General features: G+C 74.0%; 16 protein-coding genes. 6 read left to right on the forward strand and 10 right to left on the reverse strand.

Annotation, left to right across the window (positions count from 1 at the left end):
* Nucleotides 1-8 precede the first annotated feature (8 nt).
* The 3 genes from O2V63_RS03900 to O2V63_RS03910 form a co-directional block, all read right to left on the reverse strand.
* On the reverse strand, nt 9-1,277 hold the full coding sequence (locus O2V63_RS03900) for a Cache 3/Cache 2 fusion domain-containing protein (protein WP_269166253.1): 1,269 nt from the start codon (nt 1,275-1,277) through the stop codon (nt 9-11).
* A 153-nt stretch (nt 1,278-1,430) separates the two neighbouring features.
* Entirely contained in the window at nt 1,431-2,390 is a 960-nt protein-coding gene (locus O2V63_RS03905) for a sensor histidine kinase (RefSeq protein ID WP_269166254.1), read from the reverse strand.
* Nucleotides 2,391-2,506: 116 nt separating this feature from the next.
* Entirely contained in the window at nt 2,507-4,603 is a 2,097-nt protein-coding gene (locus O2V63_RS03910; protein ID WP_269166255.1) for a SpoIIE family protein phosphatase, read from the reverse strand.
* A gap of 201 nt (nt 4,604-4,804) precedes the next feature.
* On the opposite strand from O2V63_RS03910, the gene O2V63_RS03915 reads away from it, so the two are divergent.
* On the forward strand, nt 4,805-6,394 hold the full coding sequence (locus tag O2V63_RS03915) for an APC family permease (protein ID WP_269166256.1): 1,590 nt from the start codon (nt 4,805-4,807) through the stop codon (nt 6,392-6,394).
* Here O2V63_RS03915 and O2V63_RS03920 read toward each other — a convergent pair.
* Nucleotides 6,387-7,940 (reverse strand): DHA2 family efflux MFS transporter permease subunit, encoded by a 1,554-nt coding sequence (locus tag O2V63_RS03920; protein WP_269166257.1) that lies wholly within the window; start codon nt 7,938-7,940, stop codon nt 6,387-6,389. The two genes, O2V63_RS03915 and O2V63_RS03920, sit on opposite strands and share 8 nt — an antisense overlap.
* Nucleotides 7,941-8,030: 90 nt before the next feature.
* On the opposite strand from O2V63_RS03920, the gene O2V63_RS03925 reads away from it, so the two are divergent.
* Nucleotides 8,031-8,639, forward strand: a complete 609-nt coding sequence (locus tag O2V63_RS03925; RefSeq protein WP_269166258.1) for a TetR/AcrR family transcriptional regulator — start codon at nt 8,031-8,033, stop codon at nt 8,637-8,639.
* An 86-nt stretch (nt 8,640-8,725) separates the two neighbouring features.
* Nucleotides 8,726-8,908, forward strand: a complete 183-nt coding sequence (locus O2V63_RS03930) for a hypothetical protein (protein WP_269166259.1) — start codon at nt 8,726-8,728, stop codon at nt 8,906-8,908.
* 64 nt (nt 8,909-8,972) lie between these two features.
* Here O2V63_RS03930 and O2V63_RS03935 read toward each other — a convergent pair whose 3' ends face one another.
* Complete coding sequence (locus O2V63_RS03935) at nt 8,973-10,190, reverse strand: DUF2786 domain-containing protein (RefSeq protein ID WP_269166260.1); 1,218 nt, start codon at nt 10,188-10,190, stop codon at nt 8,973-8,975.
* A 118-nt stretch (nt 10,191-10,308) separates the two neighbouring features.
* Nucleotides 10,309-11,499 (reverse strand): formate-dependent phosphoribosylglycinamide formyltransferase, encoded by a 1,191-nt coding sequence (purT, locus tag O2V63_RS03940; RefSeq protein ID WP_269166261.1) that lies wholly within the window; start codon nt 11,497-11,499, stop codon nt 10,309-10,311.
* Between the two features lie 123 nt (nt 11,500-11,622).
* Here purT and O2V63_RS03945 point away from each other — a divergent pair, with 123 nt between their 5' ends.
* The 3 genes from O2V63_RS03945 (at nt 11,623) to O2V63_RS03955 (ending at nt 14,589) form a co-directional block, all read left to right on the forward strand.
* Entirely contained in the window at nt 11,623-12,405 is a 783-nt protein-coding gene (locus O2V63_RS03945) for an isocitrate lyase/PEP mutase family protein (RefSeq protein ID WP_269166262.1), read from the forward strand.
* 182 nt (nt 12,406-12,587) lie between these two features.
* Nucleotides 12,588-13,766 carry an acyl-CoA dehydrogenase family protein gene (locus tag O2V63_RS03950; RefSeq protein WP_269166263.1) on the forward strand — a complete coding sequence of 393 codons (1,179 nt, stop codon included), beginning with the start codon at nt 12,588-12,590 and terminating at the stop codon, nt 13,764-13,766.
* A 118-nt stretch (nt 13,767-13,884) separates the two neighbouring features.
* Nucleotides 13,885-14,589, forward strand: a complete 705-nt coding sequence (locus O2V63_RS03955) for a response regulator transcription factor (protein WP_269166264.1) — start codon at nt 13,885-13,887, stop codon at nt 14,587-14,589.
* A gap of 90 nt (nt 14,590-14,679) precedes the next feature.
* Here O2V63_RS03955 and O2V63_RS03960 read toward each other — a convergent pair whose 3' ends face one another.
* Genes O2V63_RS03960 through O2V63_RS03975 form a run of 4 tightly spaced genes read right to left on the reverse strand, consistent with a single transcriptional unit; the run spans nt 14,680 to nt 17,226 of the window.
* The gene (locus O2V63_RS03960) at nt 14,680-15,504 is read right to left on the reverse strand and encodes a response regulator (protein WP_269166265.1); all 825 of its coding nucleotides are present in this window, start codon (nt 15,502-15,504) and stop codon (nt 14,680-14,682) included.
* Nucleotides 15,498-15,914 (reverse strand): fibronectin type III domain-containing protein, encoded by a 417-nt coding sequence (locus O2V63_RS03965; RefSeq protein WP_269166266.1) that lies wholly within the window; start codon nt 15,912-15,914, stop codon nt 15,498-15,500. The genes O2V63_RS03960 and O2V63_RS03965 overlap by 7 nt, the downstream gene beginning before the upstream one ends.
* Nucleotides 15,911-16,561, reverse strand: a complete 651-nt coding sequence (locus O2V63_RS03970; RefSeq protein WP_269166267.1) for a signal peptidase I — start codon at nt 16,559-16,561, stop codon at nt 15,911-15,913. The genes O2V63_RS03965 and O2V63_RS03970 overlap by 4 nt, the downstream gene beginning before the upstream one ends.
* A gap of 47 nt (nt 16,562-16,608) precedes the next feature.
* Nucleotides 16,609-17,226 carry a TasA family protein gene (locus O2V63_RS03975; protein ID WP_269166268.1) on the reverse strand — a complete coding sequence of 206 codons (618 nt, stop codon included), beginning with the start codon at nt 17,224-17,226 and terminating at the stop codon, nt 16,609-16,611.
* Nucleotides 17,227-17,251: the final 25 nt, after the last annotated feature.

The following is a 17,251-nucleotide window of genomic DNA, read 5'->3' on the forward strand; positions in this document are numbered from 1 at the left end:
CTGCCGGATCAGGCCGGGGCGTCGATCGGCAGGCCGACGTAGAGCATGCCGACCAGCGCACCGGCGGCGGAGTGCACGCCGGTGTAGGCGGTGAAGTAGGGCTTCCCCGCGACCGTGGCCGGGCCGGTGTAGACCTGCCCGCCGAGCACCGCGGCGAGCACCGGGTTGCGGCTGCCGTCGGCGCCGGTGGGGGAGAGGCAGGTGCCGATGTTCCGCCGGCCCTGCGGGTTCACCACCGTGGTCGCCACCCGGACCATGCCACCGGCGTCGTCGAGCCGCTGGAACAGCGTGCACGTGCCGCCGACCTGGGCCACCACGTCGTCGACCAGCGCCGAGCGGTGCCGCGGGTCGTCGTCCCAGCTCAGCACCTCCCCGCCGAGCAGCAGCTCGGGCAGCCCGACGGAGCGCGTCGCCGAGGTCGCCTGGTCGGTCACGGTCACCGTCCGCTGCCCGCTGCCCAGGTCGATGCCGCCGGCCTCGTCCAGCAGGTCCTCGGCCAGGGTCAGTGCGCGGCGGACGTAGACCAGCCGCTGGCTGTCGGCCAGCTCGGCCACCGCCTGGGTGATCCGGGCCGACCCGCTGGCCGCCCGGTCGACGTTGTCCACCACCCGGTCGGTGGCGGCGCGCTGCTGCTCGACGGCGGCGGCGATGGCGTCCTGCGCATCGGCGATCGAGCCCAGCGTGCCGGTGATCCGGCCGATCGCGGTGACCGCCTGCCGGGTCTCGGACTGCACCGCCTCGATCTGCGCGCCGATGTCCTCGGCGGCCTGGGCGGTGCGGCTGGCCAGCTCCTTGACCTCGTCGGCCACCACGGCGAAGCCGCGGCCCACGTCGCCGGCGCGCGCCGCCTCGACGTAGGCGTTGAGCGCCAGGAACCGGCTCTGCTGGCTGATCGCCGAGATCAACCGCACCATCTGGGTGATCGACTCGCTGGCGTCCTGCAGCGCGGCGATCCGCTCGTCCACCGCGCGGGCGTCCCGCACGGCCTCCTCCGCGACCGCCGAGGCCTGCGTGGTGCTCGAGGAGATGTCCGCGATCGCCGCGCGCAGTTCGGTCAGCGACTCGGCGGCCTGCTGGGAGGTGTCGGACACCTCGCGGCTGGCCGAGGAGAGCACGCCGGCCTGCTGGGCGGCCGTCGCCATGCTGTCGTCCTGCTCGGGCTTGCGGCGGGTACGCGCGGGCGCCGCCGGACGCGGGGCGACGACCGCCGGCTCGTCGGCCGGGGGCACGACGGCGCCGGGCACCGCTGCGGTACCCCGCGGGGACGGGAAGCGCACGACTCGACTCCTCTCGGACGCGGACCCGTGCCCGCCTCGCGCGGTCAGCCTAGGGGCCGCCGAGGTCGGGAACGCGCTGGTGAGAGCGGCGCGTCGGGAGTCGAGTCGGACGGGAACGATTGCACGGCCGGGTCGGCGCCGCGCGGCGTCAGGTCAGCGCAGCAGCGTGGTCAACCGCACGGTCAACCCGCCGGGCCCGTCGACGACGTCCACGTGGTCGCACAGCTGCCGGGCCAGCCACAGCCCCATGCCGCCGTGCGAGAGGTCGTCGCCGTGCGCGGGGCCGTAGCCGGCGAACGGGTCGTCCATCCCCGTGCCGCCGTCGCTGATCGTGCAGACCACCCGGTCGGCCGACGCCCACAACCGCAGCCGGACCGGCGGGCCACCGTGCCGCACCGCGTTCGCGCTCATCTCGTCGACCGCCAGGTGCAGGTCCTCGAGGGCATCCCGGGACCCGCTCAGCTGGGCCAGTTGACCGCCGACCGCGTGCCGCAGCCCGGCGAAGTCCCGCACGTCGTCGACCCGCAGCAGCGGGGCGGTGGCCTCGAGCGGTTCGTCCGGGACGGGAAGGGCGCGCAGGTAGTCGGCCGGCTCGGTGTAGTCCGGGTTGGGCCGGCGCCCGTCGGTGCCGACCAGATGGGTGTGCGTGCGCAGCCCGCAGCCGACGAGCTCATCGGGGAGCTTGGCGACGTCGTAGGCGCACAGCCCCCAGGTCGGCCAAGAGCGCATCGCCTCGTTGAGCACGGCCTCGTAGCGCTGCCACTCCAGCCACTCCCGCGGCGTCCTCCCGAAGTCGGTCTCCCCGACCACCCGCAGCCGGGTGTGGCCGCGACCGGTCACCCGCTCGGCGAGCCGCTGGAAGGCGGTGATCGCCGCGGGCGTACGCGCCTGGTACACCTCCTGCTGCGGCAGCACGTGCACGTGCTCGTCGCCCAGCGCGTCCCGCAGCATCGTGGCCGAGGGCTCGCTCGTGGTGATCACGGCCGCGTCGCCGGCCTCCAGGCCCGCGCGCAGGAAGGGGACCGCGACGGCGGCCAGCTCCTCTGCGGAGCTGTGCAGGACCAGGTCGTGCCGGAACGTGGCCGGACCCAGCTGGGCCGGTGGTGCGTGCACGTGGTGGGTCCTTCCGTTCGTCGGAGCCGGGCTGGGCTGGGGCGTGGGGCCCACGGTATGCCGATCTCAGCCCGGTGGTCGCGCGCAGGCCCCGCGGGACGTCCTGGAGACCGCCCTCACCGGCTCGCCGGGTCGTCCGGGACGACGTCGGGCACCACGTTCGGACCGGCCTCCACCGGACGCGGGCGGTCCTGCCGGTGCAGTCGCACGGCGACCAGGGCGACGTCGTCCTCGGGCTTGCCGTCGACCAGCCGCTCGATCAGCTCGTCCAGCAGCTGGCCCAACGGGAGGTCGGCCAGCTCGGTCAGGTGGGTCCGCAGCCGGAGGAGACCGGTGTCCAGGTCGGCGTCCCGGCGTTCGATCAGCCCGTCGGTGTAGAGCAGCACCGTCGACCCGCGGTCCAGGGTGACCACCGACTCGGTCCGCTCGACCGTGGCGTCGACGCCGAGGAGCAGGTCGGCCTTCCAGTCGGCGAGCACCGCGACGCTGCCGTCGGGGTTGAGCGCCAGCGGCGGCAGGTGCCCGGCGTTGGCCCAGATCATCCGGGTCACCCCGCGCTCCAGCTCGTCGGCGGTCTGCTCGAACCGGGCCACCGCGGCGGTGGCCAGGGTGTCCAGCTGGAGCAGCGTCATCGCCGAGTCCAGCCCGCGGAGCACCTCCACCGGCCCGGCGTCGCTGTAGGCGGCGATGCCGCGCAGCAGGCTGCGCACCTGGCCCATGGCCGCGGCTGCCGCCGTGTCGTGGCCGACGACGTCCCCGATGACCACCATCGTCGAGCCGCTGGGCTGCAGGAAGGCGTCGTACCAGTCGCCGCCCACCCGGGCGGCCTCGGCCGCGGGCAGGTAGCGCACCACGATCTCGGCGTGGTCGGGCGCCGGCGGATCGGTGAGCAGGCTGCGCTGCAGCACCTCGGCCATCTGCTGCTGCTGGTCGAACAGGCGCGCGTTGTCCAGCGCCAGACCGGCCCGGTCGGCGACGTCCTGGGCCACCGCGACGTCCGCCTCGGTGGCCGAGTGCCCGTCGGCGTAGGCCAGCGTCAGCAGCCCCAGCGTCCGGCCGCGCGCCCGGAGCGGGAGCGCCACCTCCGCCCGTGGGGCGAGCGCCGTCAGCAGGTCCCGGGCCTGCCCGGGCGGCAGCAGGTCGAGCACCTCGGAACCGGCGAAGGTCACCGCCTCGTCGGCGTGCAGCGCCCGGCCCACCGGCGCGGTGATCGGCATGGCGTCCAGCCGCACCTCGGCATACCGCTCCAGCGTCGCCCGCTGCGCGGGGTCGACGTGCCAGCTGCCGACGTCGCGGGGCTGGCCGTCGGCGTCGATGACCGTGACGATGCACCAGTCGGCCAGCGCGGGCACGACCAGCCGGGGCAGCCGGGCGGTCGCCGACTGCACGTCCAGCGTGCCGGCGAGCTCGGCGCTGACCTGGGCCAGCAGCGCCAGCCGACGGGCGGACCGCTCGGCCTGCTCCTGCGCCTGCCGGCGGGCGGTGACCTCGATGGCGTAGACCGACAGCCCGTCCGGCGTCGGCCAGGCGCGCACCTCGTACCAGCCGTTGAGCGGGGCGGGGTAGTGCGCGTCGAACGCGGCAGGTTCCCCGGTGGCGACGGCCCGGCGGTAGCTCTCCTCGAAGAGGCTGCCGACCGCAGCCGGGAAGGCCTCCCAGATGACCCGTCCCAGCAGCTCGTCCCGGCTGCTCCCGAGCAGCCGCTCGGCCTCGGCGTTGACGTGCACGAAGCGCCACTCGGGGTCCAGGGAGTAGAAACCGGCCGGCATCGCCTCGAGCACGCGGACCACCCGGGCCTCGGCGGCGAGCTCGTCGGTCGCGTCGTAGGCGACCCCGACCAGCCGGGCCGCCGACCCGTCGGTGCCGGCGACCGCCTGGCCGCGGGCCGACACCCACCGGGTGTGCCCACCCGGCAGGACGATCCGGAACTCGGCCTCGTACTCCCCGCAGCTGTCGATGGCCGCCTGCAGGGCGTCGGTCACCCGGGGCAGGTCGTCGGGGTGCAGGCGCGCGTTGAACGCCTCGATGCTCTGCTCGAAGGTCGTCCGGTCGTAGCCGAACATCTCGATCAGCCGGGCGTCCCAGACGAGCCGTCCGCTCCGGAGGTCCCAGTCGAACGTCCCGATCCGCGCGGCGTCGATGGCCAGCTGCGCCCGGAGGCGGTCACCCTCGACGTCGCCCTCGAGGTCACCGACGTGTGTGGGCTCTGCCACTGACACCCACTCCACCTCGTCGCCCGACGTCCGGGCCGGGAGCCTCGTCGCTCACTGTTGAGCTGCAGGAGTTATGTCACGCGCCACCGAGTTGAGGCAAGCGCCTCGACGCAGATCACGTCGCCGGACCGGGCACCGGGTGTCCGGTCCGGAGCCCGGCTGTGCGATAACACCAGCCATGGACACGCGCACGGCTCCGGCATGACCAGCTCGTCCCCGGCGCCGCTCGCGCCGCCCCGCGTCGAGGGCGCAGCCGTCGACAAGGGCCTCAAGACCGGCGCTCTGGGCTTGGTCTCCTCGATCGTCCTGGCCGTCTCCTCGACCGCACCGGCCTACGCGCTGGCCGCGACGCTGGGGTTCGTCGTCATCGTCGTCGGTGTGCAGGCCCCGGCGATCATGCTGCTGGCGTTCGTGCCGATGTGGCTGATCGCGGTCGCCTACTCGGAGCTCAACAAGCGCGAGCCCGACTGCGGGACGACGTTCACCTGGGCCGCCCGGGCCTTCGGACCACGTGCCGGCTGGATGGGCGGCTGGGGGATCATCGCCGCCGACGTCATCGTGATGGCGAACCTCGCCCAGATCGCCGGCTCCTACGGCTACCGGCTGGTCGGGCTCGACGGGCTGGCGGAGAGCGCCGTCTGGACGACGGTGGCCGGCGTCGCCTGGATCGCCGTGATGACCTGGGTCTGCTACCGCGGCATCGAGCCGACCGCGCGCCTGCAACAGGTGCTGCTGTCCGTCGAGGGCGTCGTGCTGGTGGCCTTCGCGGTGTACGCCCTGGTCAAGGTGTACGCGGGGACGGCGCCCGAGGGCTCGCTCACCCCGTCGCCGTCCTGGCTGTGGCCCTCCGGGATCGGCTGGCCCGCGCTCACCGAGGCGGTGCTGCTGGCGATCTTCATCTACTGGGGCTGGGACTCCGCCGTGGCCGTCAACGAGGAGACCGCCAACCCGACCCGGTCGCCCGGGCGGGCCGCGATCATCTCCACGGTGCTGCTGGTCGGCATCTACACGGTGGTCTCCGTGGCGACCGTGGCCTTCGCCGGCGTCGGGACCGAGGGCATCGGGCTGGGCAACGAGGCCAACGCCGAGGACGTGTTCGTCGCCCTGGGGGCGACGGTCTTCGGGGACGACGTCCTCGGGCGGGCCTTCGAGGCGCTGCTGATCATCTCCGTGCTCACCTCGGCGGCGGCGTGCACGCAGACCACGATCCTGCCCACCGCCCGCGGCACGCTGGCGATGGCCGCCTACGGCGCGCTGCCCCGGTCCTTCGCCCGGATCCACCCGCGGTACCTCACGCCCACGGTCTCCACGGTCTGGATGGGGATCGTCTCGATCGCCTTCTACGTGGGCCTGACGATCGTCAGCGAGAACGTGCTGATCGACTCGATCACCGCCACCGGCATGCTGATCGCCTTCTACTACGGGCTCACCGGCTTCGCCTGTGCCTGGCAGTTCCGCCGAGCGCTGCGCGGCCCGCGCGACGTCCTCATGCGCCTGGTGCTCCCGCTGCTCGGCGGGCTGTTCATGCTCGCCGTCTTCGTGCTGGCCTGCGTCGAGTACGCCGACCCCGGCTACGGCGAGACGGTGATCGGCGGCGTCGGCGGGGTGTTCGTGGTCGGCGTCGGCGCCCTGCTGCTGGGGCTGGTGCTGATGGTGGTCTACAGCCGGGTCGCGCCGGCGTTCTTCCGCGGCGAGACGATGCTCGACGGCGGTGACCTGGTGCTCCGGGACGGCGTCCCGACCGTCTCCCCGTCCGACCGGTCCGAGGAGGGTCCCCCTCCCGTCACCTGACCACTGCTGAGCGCTCGGGGGTCGGCTCGGGCTCGGCGGCCCGGTGCTGGGCCGGCAGGAACGCCAGGACGACGACCGCCCCGATCGCGCTGGCCGCGGCGCACACCCACGACCCGGCGACGACGCCGTCCAGGAACGACTGCTGCACCGCCGTCATCGCCTCGGCCGGCAGCTGCCCCGCCACCGCGAGCCCGGCGAACACCGAGTCCGCCGCGCTGTCCGCCGCCGGGGCGGGCGCGCCGGCCGACGTGAGCCCGTCGACCACCGCCGGGGCGTAGACGGTGCTGAGCACCGATCCCACGACGGCGACGCCGAGGGTGCCGCCGACCTCGCGCACGGTGTCGTTCACCGCCGAGCCCGCTCCGGCCTGGTCGCCACGCAGTGCACCCATCACCGCCTCGGTCGCCGGGCTCGTGACCAGCCCGAGGCCGGCGGCCATGAGCACCATCGAGATCACGATCCGCCCCCAGTAGTCCGACTCCAGGGTGGTGCCGGCGGCGACGGCGAAGCCGGCGGCCATGGTCAGCAGCCCGGCTGCGACCACCAGCTTGGTGCCGACCGCCCGCATCGCGACGATCGCCAGCGGGGCGGTGACCCCGATGACGGTGGCGAACGGGAGGGTGGCGAGGCCGGCGGTCAGGGTGCCGTAGCCGCGGACCGACTGGAAGTACTGGGTGATCATGAAGATGAACCCGAACAGGCTGAAGAAGGCCAGTGCGATCGCTCCGCTGCCGACCGACACCCGGGGGTCACGGAACAGCCGGACGTCCAGCAGCGGCTCCGCGGTGCGCAGCTCGTGGACGACGAAGCCGCCGATCGCCAGTGCCGCGACGGCGTAGCTGCCCAGGGTGGTCGCCGAGCCCCAGCCGTGCCCGGGAGCCTCGATCGTGGTCCAGACCAGGAGACCGATGCCCAGCACCGAGGCGGCGGCGCCGGTCAGGTCGAAGCGGTGCACTCGTGCTCCGCGCGACTCGGGCACCAGCAGTCGGCCGGCCACCAGGGCGACCGCCGCGATCGGCAGGTTGACCAGGAACACCGAGCTCCAGGAGAAGTGCTCGAGCAGCAGGCCGCCGGTGACCGGGCCGATCGCCACCGACAGGCCGGTGACGGCGGACCAGACGCCCAGTGCGGTCGCCCGCTCCCGGCGGTCGGTGAAGACGGTGACCAGCAACGCCAGGGTCGCCGGGTAGACGGCGGCAGCGGCCACGCCCATCGCGGCCCGGCCAGCGATGAGCTGCTCGGTGCTGGTGGCCAGCGAGGCCAGTGCCGAGGTGAGGGCGAAGGCGACCAGCCCGGCCTGGAGCAGCCGCCGCCGGCCGAACCGGTCACCGAGTGCGCCGCCGAGCAACAGCAGGGCGGCGAAGACCAGCGTGTAGCCGTCGACGACCCACTGCAGGTCGCTGGTGCTGGCCGACAGCTCACGGCTGATGGTCGGCAGCGCCACGTTGACGATCGTGTTGTCGATGCTGACCAACAGCACGGACAGGCAGAGCACGGCGAGCACCCACCACCGACGGGTGGCGGGGGCGGGCAGGGGAGTGGTCATCGCGGCCTTCGATTAGTAGAACGATGTTCCAGAACAGTAGGACGTCGTTCTACGCCAGGGCAAGGGTGATCGGTGCAGGAGGATGAGGTCGTGACAGATGTCAGGCCCGGCGCCGGGCGCACCCCGAGCCGAGCGGTCGAACAGGCGCTGGTCGACGCAGCTGAACGGGTGCTCGTGCGGGACGGGCTGAGCGCGGTGACCGTGCGGGCCGTCGCCACCGAGGCCGGGGTCGCGCCGATGGGCGTCTACAACCGCTTCGGCAGCAAGGACGGGCTGATCGCCGCCGTGCTGGTGCGCGGCTTCGACGGGCTGCGGGCCGCGGTCACCGCGGACGCCGACCCCGACCCGGTGGCCCGGTTGCTGGCGAGTGGGCGCAACTACCGGCGCTTCGCACTGGACCAGCCGCAGCACTACGGGGCGATGTTCGGCGGGCGGCCGCTGCCCACCGAGGGCGCGGACGAGCTGGTCGAGCACGCCACGGCCGCCTTCGAGGCGCTGGTCGACCACGTCCGGTACGCGATGGCCCGCGGTGCCCTGCGTGAGGAGGACCCGACCGAGACCGCCCAGCTGATCTGGAGCTCGGTGCACGGCGCGGTGAGCCTCGAGCTCGGCGGGGCGGTGCTCACCCCCGACCCGGCGGCCACCTACGAGTCGCTGCTGCAGTTGATCGTCGACGGGCTGCGCCGACCACCCCCCTGAGGGTGAGGTGCAGCGCCGATCCCCGGGACGACGCTCCAGCGCTCCTCCGTCACTGCCGACACCAGCAGAGACGAGAGGAGCCGGTCATGTTGACTCTGGCGTGCAGTGCAGTGGCCCAGGCGGGGATGGCAGCGACGACGGCGTCGCTGGACGACACACCCGCGGACTCGCTGATGTTCGTGGCCGGGTGGCTCACCACGGCCACCGACCTCACCGCGCAGGCGATGCTGATCCGCGACCTCGGCGCGAGCTTCGACGTCCTGATCTGAGGAAGGACCCCCTTCCTCCCCGCCCTTCGCGCGCTCGGGGCGGGCCCCTGGAAGGGGGCCGGGCTCAGCGGGTGCTGGGCAGGGAGCGGCGGCCGGAGCCGAGGTCGGCGTCGTCGGCGGCGCGCCGACCGGCGTGCCAGCCGGCCGGGTCGACCGTGCTCCCGCCGCGGCGGCGCAGCGACGGGAACAGCTCCTCCACCGCCCGGTCGACCGCGGCTGACCGTTCGGCCAGCACCGGCGCCAGCTCGGCGCCGTAGTCGGCCCGGGCCTCGGCGGTCGCCTGCTCGCGGGCCTGGGTGAGCCGCTCCTCCAGCCGCTGGGCGAAGGAGTAGAGGAAGCCCCGGCGGAACGGCGTCGACCGCGCCCGGGCCCCGCCGCTGGCGGCTGCGTCGGCCAGCGCCCGCGCCGCCTGCAGCAGCAGCGAGGTGACCAGCAGCTCCACCAGGTCCACGTCGTCCCGGAAGCCGACGAGCGTGGCGATGCCGAAGCTCGGCAACAGCACCACCCGGACACCGTTGGCGGTGCCCACGGCCTGCACGACCGCCGCCTTCGCCTCGGTGTGCGGGTCGTCCAGGTGCAGCCGCCGGGCGACCACGCCGGCCGGGGAGCCGTTCCCGCGCTGCGCCAGCACGGCGGTGTCGATGGCGTGCCGGGCCATCAGCGACTGCGCCTTGGCGGTGAGCGCCTCGGCCTCCTCGGCGAACTCGGTGGACTCCGCCTTGGCCAGCAACGACCGGATCCGGTGCAGCACCTTGTCGTCGGTCCCGCTGCCCGACGCCTCGACCGGCCACAGCGCAGCCGACCAGCCGCTGGGCGGGGGGAGGAGCTGCTCCAGCCGCGGCAGCGCCCGGAACAGCCCGATCACCCGCAGCACGTCGCGCCAGGCCGCGGCCGGCTCGATCCGCTCTCCCCGCCACCAGTCGGTGACCGACCGGTGGCTCGTGGGCAGGGCCGCCAGCTGGGCGGCCCAGGCCTCCGGCGGCGCACCGGCCGACGCCCCGGCCGCCGCCTCCGCGGCGACCACCGCGGCCACCAGCCGGGCCCCGCGCTGGCTCACCCGCCGGCGCGTGACGTGGACGACGTCGGTCGGCTGCCAGCCGCCCTCCCACAGTCGCGGCAGCGCGCCGGTGAGCAGCTGCTGGGCCTGGCCGTCGGTGTCGACGCCGGCGTCCCGGCGGACCAGCCGGGCGACGACCGGGTCGAGCTCGGCGGCCTGGACCCCGGGCTCGGCGGCGAGCCGGCCGCCGGCCTGCAGCAGCATCAGCACCTCGTCGGCGGTCATCGGTGGTGGTCCTCTCCTCGTGCGTGCGTCGGACCAGCGTGGCGGCGGGTGGGCCGTGCCGGGGGACGGTCCGGGCGGTTGTGGACCCGGTCTCCCGGTGTGGACGGCGGCGGGCGGCTCAGCCGCGGGGGTGCACCCGGGACGCCGCCTCGCGGGCGGTGGCCCGGGCGGCGTCGACGTCCTCGGCGCGGGCCAGCGCCACGCCCATCCGCCGCCGGGCGAAGCTCTCCGGCTTGCCGAACAGCCGCAGCTCCACACCGGGCAGCGCCAGCGCTTCGTCGACCCCGTCGAAGGTGACCCCGACTGCCTCGACGCCGCCGTAGACCACCGCCGAGGCGCCCGGGTTGCGCAGTGCGGTGTCCACCGGCAGCCCCAGCAGGGCGCGGGCGTGCAGCTCGAACTCGTTCTGCCACTGCGTCGTCATCGTCACCATGCCGGTGTCGTGCGGCCGCGGGCTGACCTCGGAGAACCACACGTCGTCCCCGCGCACGAACAGCTCGACGCCGAAGACGCCCAGCCCACCCAGCTCGGCCGTCACCGCCGCCGAGATCGCCTGCGCCCGGTCCAGCGCCACCGCCGACAGCGGCTGCGGCTGCCAGCTCTCCACGTAGTCGCCGGCCTCCTGGCGGTGGCCGATCGGCGCGCAGAAGCCGGTGACCGTTCCCCCGTCGCGCAGCGAGCGCACGGTCAGCAGGGTGATCTCGTAGTCGAAGTCGACGAAGCCCTCGACGATGACCCGGGTGCCGGCGACCCGGCCGCCGGCCATCGCGTGGTCCCACGCGGGCTCGACGTCGTCCGGGCCGTCGAGCTTGCTCTGGCCCTTGCCGGAGCTCGACATCACCGGCTTCACCACGCACGGGAAGCCGACCTCGGTGGTCGCGGCGCGCAGCTCGTCGAGGGAGTCGCAGAACCGGTAGTCGCTGGTGGGCAGGGCGAGGTCCTCGGCGGCCAGCCGGCGGATGCCCTCGCGGTCCATGGTGAGCCGGGCGGCCCGCGCGGTCGGGACGACGCGCACCCCCTCGGCCTCCAGCTCGACCAGCGTCTGGGTGGCGATCGCCTCGATCTCCGGGACGACGACGTCGGGCCGCTCGGCCTCGATCAGGGACCGCAGCTGCGCCGGGTCGCTCATCGTCAGCGTCCGGGCGTGGTGGGCGACCTGGTGGCCGGGGGCGTGGTCGTACCGGTCGGCGGCGATGGTCTCCACCCCGAGCCGCTGCAGCGCGATCACCACCTCCTTGGCCAGTTCCCCGCTGCCCAGCAGCAGCACGCGGGTGGCCGAGGGAGACAGCGGAGTGCCCAGGGAGACCATGCGGACAGGCTAGAGAGGGGCGCGGCGACCGTTCCGCACCGAACGGCGGCGACCCGGGCGCCCGGTCACCGTCACGGCCGGAAACCGCCGGTCAGCCGGCCGTTCCGTCGCTACCTTGCCCTGGTGACCGATCTCGCCAGCCGCGCCCGCACCCTCCTCGACCTGCACCGCGCCCCGGAGCTCCTGGTGCTGGCCAACGTCTGGGACGTCGTCTCGGCCCGGGTCGTCGCCGCCACCCCCGGCGTCCGTGCGCTGGCCACCGCCAGCCATGCGATCGCGGCGACGTTCGGCTACGAGGACGGCGAGCAGATCCCGCTCGACCTGCACCTGGACATGGTCGGCCGGATCGCCGCCGCCGTGGACCTGCCGGTGTCGATGGACCTGGAGGCCTGCTACGGCGACCCGGGGGAGACCGCCCGCCGGGCGATCGGGCTGGGCGTCGTCGGCGGCAACCTGGAGGACCGGATGCGACCGCTGGAGGAGGCGGTCGCCGCCGTCGAGGCGGTGCTGCGCGCCGGCCGGGACGCCGGCATCGAGTTCGTCCTCAACGCCCGCACCGACGCCTTCCTGCTGGCCGAGCCCGGGGCCGACCGGGGCGCGCTGCTCGCCGAGGCCGTGCGGCGGGGACAGGCCTACCTGGCGGCGGGCGCACCGGTGGTCTTCGTGCCCGGCGTCGTCTCCCGGGAGGAGATCGCGGGCCTCGTGGCCGGCCTCGGCCGCGGGCAGGTGTCGCTGATGGCCGTCCCCGGGGCCTCGCCGTCGGGCCGGGAGCTGGCCGACCTCGGCGTCACCCGGGTCTCCACCGGACCGTTCACCCAGCGGGTGGCGCTGACCGCACTGCAGGACGCCGTCGTCGAGCTGGTCGCCGGCGGCACCCTGCCAGCCACCACCCGCGCCCTGAGCTGACCGCAGGCTGCTCGTCGAGTGACAGTTCAGCGGGCCTCCCGAGCCAGGGAAGCCCGCTGAGCTGTCACTGGGTGATGCCGTCAGGGGTGAGCTGGGACACGCTCGGTGGCTGCCTCGGCGGTTCCGGCGGAGCATCGGGGGCAGGACGTCGAGGACGACGAGAGAGAGAAGGCACCGCCGCCATGACCGATCTGCTCCTGCCCGCCGACTTCTTCGGTTTCCAGACGCTGCTGTCCGACGACGAGCAGAAGGAACTGCTCGCCCTCCGGGAGTTCCTGGAGTCGGAGATCAAGCCGCACGTCAACGCCGCCTGGGCGTCGGCGGAGTTCCCGCACGACCTGATCCCCAAGTTCGCCGAGGCCGACATCGTGGGCCGCTCCTACGACTGGGAGGGCCGCCCGCGCGCCTCCCGGCTGTACACCGGCTTCCAGGCGATGGAGCTGTCCCGGGTCGACCCGTCGATGGCCACCTTCCTGGGCGTGCACAACGGCCTGGCGATGGGCTCGATCATGATCCTCGGCTCGGAGGAGCAGCGGCAGCGCTGGATCCCCTCGATGATGCAGATGCAGACCATCGGCGCCTTCGGGCTGACCGAGCCCGAAGGTGGTTCCGACGTCGCCCGCGGCATGCGCACCACCGCCCGGCGGGACGGCGACTCGTGGGTGCTCAACGGCGCCAAGCGCTGGATCGGCAACGGCACCTTCGCTGACGTGGTCGTGGTCTTCGCCCGCGACGAGGCCGACGACCAGGTGAAGACCTTCGTGGTGGAGAAGGGCACCCCCGGCTTCACGGCCACCAAGATCGAGGACAAGTTCGCGCTGCGCACGGTGCAGAACGCCGACCTCACCTTCACCGACTGCCGCATCCCCGCGGAGAACAAGCTCGAGGACGGCAACACCTTCAAGGACGTCAACAAGGTGCTCAAGGTGACCCGGGGCGGGGTCGCCTGGAGCGGCGTCGGGTGCCAGCTGGGCGCCTACGAGGTGGCGGTGGCCTACGCCAAGGAGCGTCACCAGTTCGGCAAGGCGATCGGCTCCTTCCAGCTGATCCAGGACCTGCTCGCCCGGATGCTGGGCAACGTCACCGCCAGCCTGGGGATGACCGTCCGGCTGTCCCAGCTGCAGGAGACCGACGACCTGCGCGACGACCAGGCCGCGCTGGCCAAGAGCTACGTGACCGCCCGGGGCCGGGAGACCGTCGGCTGGGCCCGGGAGCTGTTCGGCGGGAACGGGATCGTGCTGGACTTCGACGTCGTCCGGTACTTCAACGACGCCGAGGCGCTGTACTCCTACGAGGGCACCCGCGAGATGAACACCCTCATCGTCGGCCGCTCGATCACCGGGATGAGCGCCTTCGTGTAGCTCACCCCTTCGGGGCGGGCGACTCCGGCTGGGGTGCAGAGCCGACCGCCCCGGGACGATCACCAGCAGGGACGCCGGAGTGGCGTCCCTGCTGGTCATCAGTCGTGGGGGAGGGGTCGTGCCGGGTCAGTCCGTGCTCGTGGTCGAGGACACCGACGAGATCCGTGAGCTCGTCGTCACGGTGCTCCGCCGGGCCGGGATGGACGTCCGCGAGGCCACCACCGGTGCCTCCTGCCTGGCCGAGGTGCGCCGCGAGGCGCCCGACGTCGTCGTCCTGGACCTCGGTCTGCCCGACGCCGACGGCACCGAGGTGTGCCGGCAGCTGCGCGCCGAGACCGACTGCTACGTCCTGATGCTGACCGCGCGGGCGGAGGAGGTCGACCTGCTGATCGGCCTCGCCGTCGGGGCGGACGGCTACATGGCCAAGCCGTTCTCCCCGCGGGAGCTGGTGGCCCGCGTGCAGACGATGCTGCGCCGGCCGCGCACCGCGGCGATCCCGGAGCCACGCGCCTCCGTGGAGGACCCCGTCCGGCGGCTGGCCGACCTCGAGGTCGACCCGGACAGCCGCGAGGTCCGGGTGGACGGCGCTGCCGTCGACCTGACCCGCACCGAGTTCGACCTGCTCGCCGCGCTGGTCTCCCGGCCCGGTCGGGTCCTGCAGCGGGAGACGCTGCTGCGCGAGGTCTGGCAGACCGACTGGGAGGGCAACCTCCGGCTGGTCGAGGCCCACATGTCCAACCTGCGGCGCAAGCTCACGGCCGCAGGGTTGAGCCACCCCGAGATCAAGACCGTCCGGGGGGTCGGGTACCGCTTGGTGGCCTGAGGAAGGGCCAGGACCGGACCCGGTCCTGGGCAGGACAGCTGCATCCGACGACGAGGCCCGGCCCCGGTGGGGACCGGGCCTCGTTGTCGTTCAGGCGGCCAGGCCGCGCCGCCGGGCGGCCGTCCGGGCGACCGCGGCGTCGACGACGTGCACCAGCCCGGCGAGGTCGTGGCGTCCGGTGGTCGCGTCGGCGGCGGAGGCGAGCTCCCCACGGCGGCGGGCGTCGTCCCGGCGGTCAGCCGGGCCGGTCAGGCCGGTCAGCTGGGCGAGCCGCTGGTGGGCCAGGATCCCGCGGCGGGCGTCGGCGGCGATCGCCTGGCACACGCCGGCGACCTCGGGGTGGCCGAGCTGACCGGACGTGCCGGCGAGCGTGTGCGCCGCGGCCGCGACGGCGCGGGGGTCCCCGGCGCGGACGCTGCGGGAGATGGCGGACAGCCGGGTGGGCAGTGCGTCGGCGTACATGGCCTGCAGCCGGTCCTGCAGGTCGGCGTCCAGGTCGGCGTCGTGCAGGTCCTCCACGTCGACCAGGTCGTGGGCGCCGGCATGGTCGGCCGGGGCGGCGGTGCGGCTGCGCACCAGGTCCACCAGCAACCGGGCGTCGACGGGCGCGGCCAGGCAGGCGAGGGCGCCGGCGGCGACTGCTGCGGCGCGGACCTCATCGGTGGGGTCGGGGGTGACCACCAGGAAGTGGGCGGTGCTGCCGGCGCGGCGCAGCTCGGTGAGCAGCCCGGGGCCGTCGGCGGCGCCGGGCACCGTGGCGGAGGTGACCACCAGGTCCAGGGCGACCGCGCTGCTGAGCCAGCGGGCGTCTGCGGCGTCGGCGGCCTCGTGGACGCCCCAGCCGGCCAGCTCGAGCAGGCCGGTGACCTGCTGCCGGGCGGCGGGGGAGGCGTCGATCACGAGGGCGGTCAGCATCGGACGGTTCCTGTCTGTGGGGACACCGCGGTCCAGCCGTAGCGGGTCAGCGCGGTGACGGTGAAGGTGTAGCTGCGGTTCGTCTGCCATCCGGAGACCGAGGCGCTCGTGATCGTGGCGCCGGTCTCGGCCACGACGGTGGAGCCGCCGCCGGCGGTCTGCGCGGTGACCCGGTAGCCGATCACGTCGGGCGAGGTGCTCGGGGTCCAGCTGACCCGGGTGCTGAACCAGAACAGGCACCAGGTGTCGCCGGTGGTGACCTTCGTCGGCGGTGCGACGGTGGCGGTGCCGACGGAGGCGCTCAGGGACGCCGAGTCGTCGAACGCGGCCTGGGCGGCGGTCGCGGTGACCCCCAGCACGGTGGCGACCACGACGGCGATCAGCAGGACCCCGCGGCGGAGGCGGGTCACGGCTGGACCTCGATCTCGTCGTCCTGCCGGACCTCGGTGGCCGGGCGCCAGATCGACAGCAGCAGCCAGCCGGCCAGCAGGGCGGGGGCGCCGTACACGAGGGCCTGGCTGACCACCGGGGTGCGCAGGGCCTGGATCGCGTGACCGAGCTCGGGGACGACGGCCCGGACCTGGTAGGCGGTGTCGCCCTGCAGGACGGCCTGCCACGGGTCGACCGCCTCGTTGGCGTCGCCCTTGGTCTCGACGGTGACCGCCCCGTCGGCGCCGTGCTCCACGGAGACGACGCGGTGGCTGACGAGGTGGTGGTCGTCGATCGGGATGTGGTAGGCGATGATCATGCCCTCGGTGACCTCGCTGACCGGCAGCGGCGTCACGATCGTGACGTCACCCGGGTCGATGGCCGGGGACATGCTGGCGGTGAGCATCGTCATCGTCCGGTAGTCCAGGACGTGCGGCCCGACGGCCAGCAGGCCGAAGGCCAGGACGGCGACGGTGACCAGCAGCCGGAGGGACCAGCGGAACGTCAGGCCGGCCACGCGCTTCCCGAGGCCGGCGGTGCAGCCCGGTCGGGTGGACTGCTGCGCCGGACGCCGGGCGATCGCGGTGTCCGTGAGGAGTGCGGGGGCTGCGAGCAGGGCGGTGGTCATGGCGGTTCCTCCGGGGCGGGGTCAGCGGGTGGGCAGGGGCAACCGCGTCAGCGGTTGGTGCCGGTCTGCTGGGTGCCGGTGAAGCGGAGGTCCAGGGTGGAGGTCTTGCCCTGGAAGGTGTTGTCGGCCGTCTCCGGCAGGGTCAGGGTGACGACGAGGTGGTCGGTGCCCTTCGGGGCGAGGCTCGCGGCGTTGAGGAAGCCGACGTTGGTCACGGCCGGGCCGGTGGCCACCGGGGTCTTGGCGCCGCTGCAGGTGTAGGTGGCGACGCCGTTGACGACCGACTCGGTCCAGGTCACCGAGCAGGAGGTGACGCTCAGCTGCAGGCCGTTGGCCTTGTCGGTGTCCAGCACGCTGGAGACGGTGGCGCTCGAGGTGAGCTGGATGCCGGCGAAGCCGAGGTTCCCGGTGTTGACCAGGTCGACCGAGCGGCTGATCGAGTCCCCGGGGACGAAGCCGGCGGCGTTCATCGGCAGCGTGGCGGTGCTGTTGACCGAGTTGAGGTCCAGCGACAGGGTGCCCGAGGCGACCGAGGCGTTCAGCGGGGCGGTGCTGTCGGTGAACGTGCCGAAGGTGCCCATGCCGGCGACGGCGGCAGCGGCGCCGACGATGCCGAGCGAGCCGATGACCTTGCGGGCGGTCCGGGTGCGGGTGGTGGCGGTCATGTCTGCGTCTCCCTGGTCTGGCCGT

Source organism: Modestobacter sp. VKM Ac-2977 (assembly GCF_026968045.1).
GTDB lineage: Bacteria > Actinomycetota > Actinomycetes > Mycobacteriales > Geodermatophilaceae > Modestobacter.

Coding starts and splice junctions, on each gene's coding strand:
- O2V63_RS03935 (WP_269166260.1), bottom strand. CDS start 10,190: ATGACCGCCGACGAGGTGCTGATGCTGCTGCAGGCCGGCGGCCGGCTC.
- O2V63_RS03930 (WP_269166259.1), top strand. CDS start 8,726: ATGTTGACTCTGGCGTGCAGTGCAGTGGCCCAGGCGGGGATGGCAGCG.
- purT (WP_269166261.1), bottom strand. CDS start 11,499: ATGGTCTCCCTGGGCACTCCGCTGTCTCCCTCGGCCACCCGCGTGCTG.
- O2V63_RS03960 (WP_269166265.1), bottom strand. CDS start 15,504: ATGCTGACCGCCCTCGTGATCGACGCCTCCCCCGCCGCCCGGCAGCAG.
- O2V63_RS03970 (WP_269166267.1), bottom strand. CDS start 16,561: ATGACCACCGCCCTGCTCGCAGCCCCCGCACTCCTCACGGACACCGCG.
- O2V63_RS03920 (WP_269166257.1), bottom strand. CDS start 7,940: ATGACCACTCCCCTGCCCGCCCCCGCCACCCGTCGGTGGTGGGTGCTC.
- O2V63_RS03915 (WP_269166256.1), top strand. CDS start 4,805: ATGACCAGCTCGTCCCCGGCGCCGCTCGCGCCGCCCCGCGTCGAGGGC.
- O2V63_RS03975 (WP_269166268.1), bottom strand. CDS start 17,226: ATGACCGCCACCACCCGCACCCGGACCGCCCGCAAGGTCATCGGCTCG.
- O2V63_RS03950 (WP_269166263.1), top strand. CDS start 12,588: ATGACCGATCTGCTCCTGCCCGCCGACTTCTTCGGTTTCCAGACGCTG.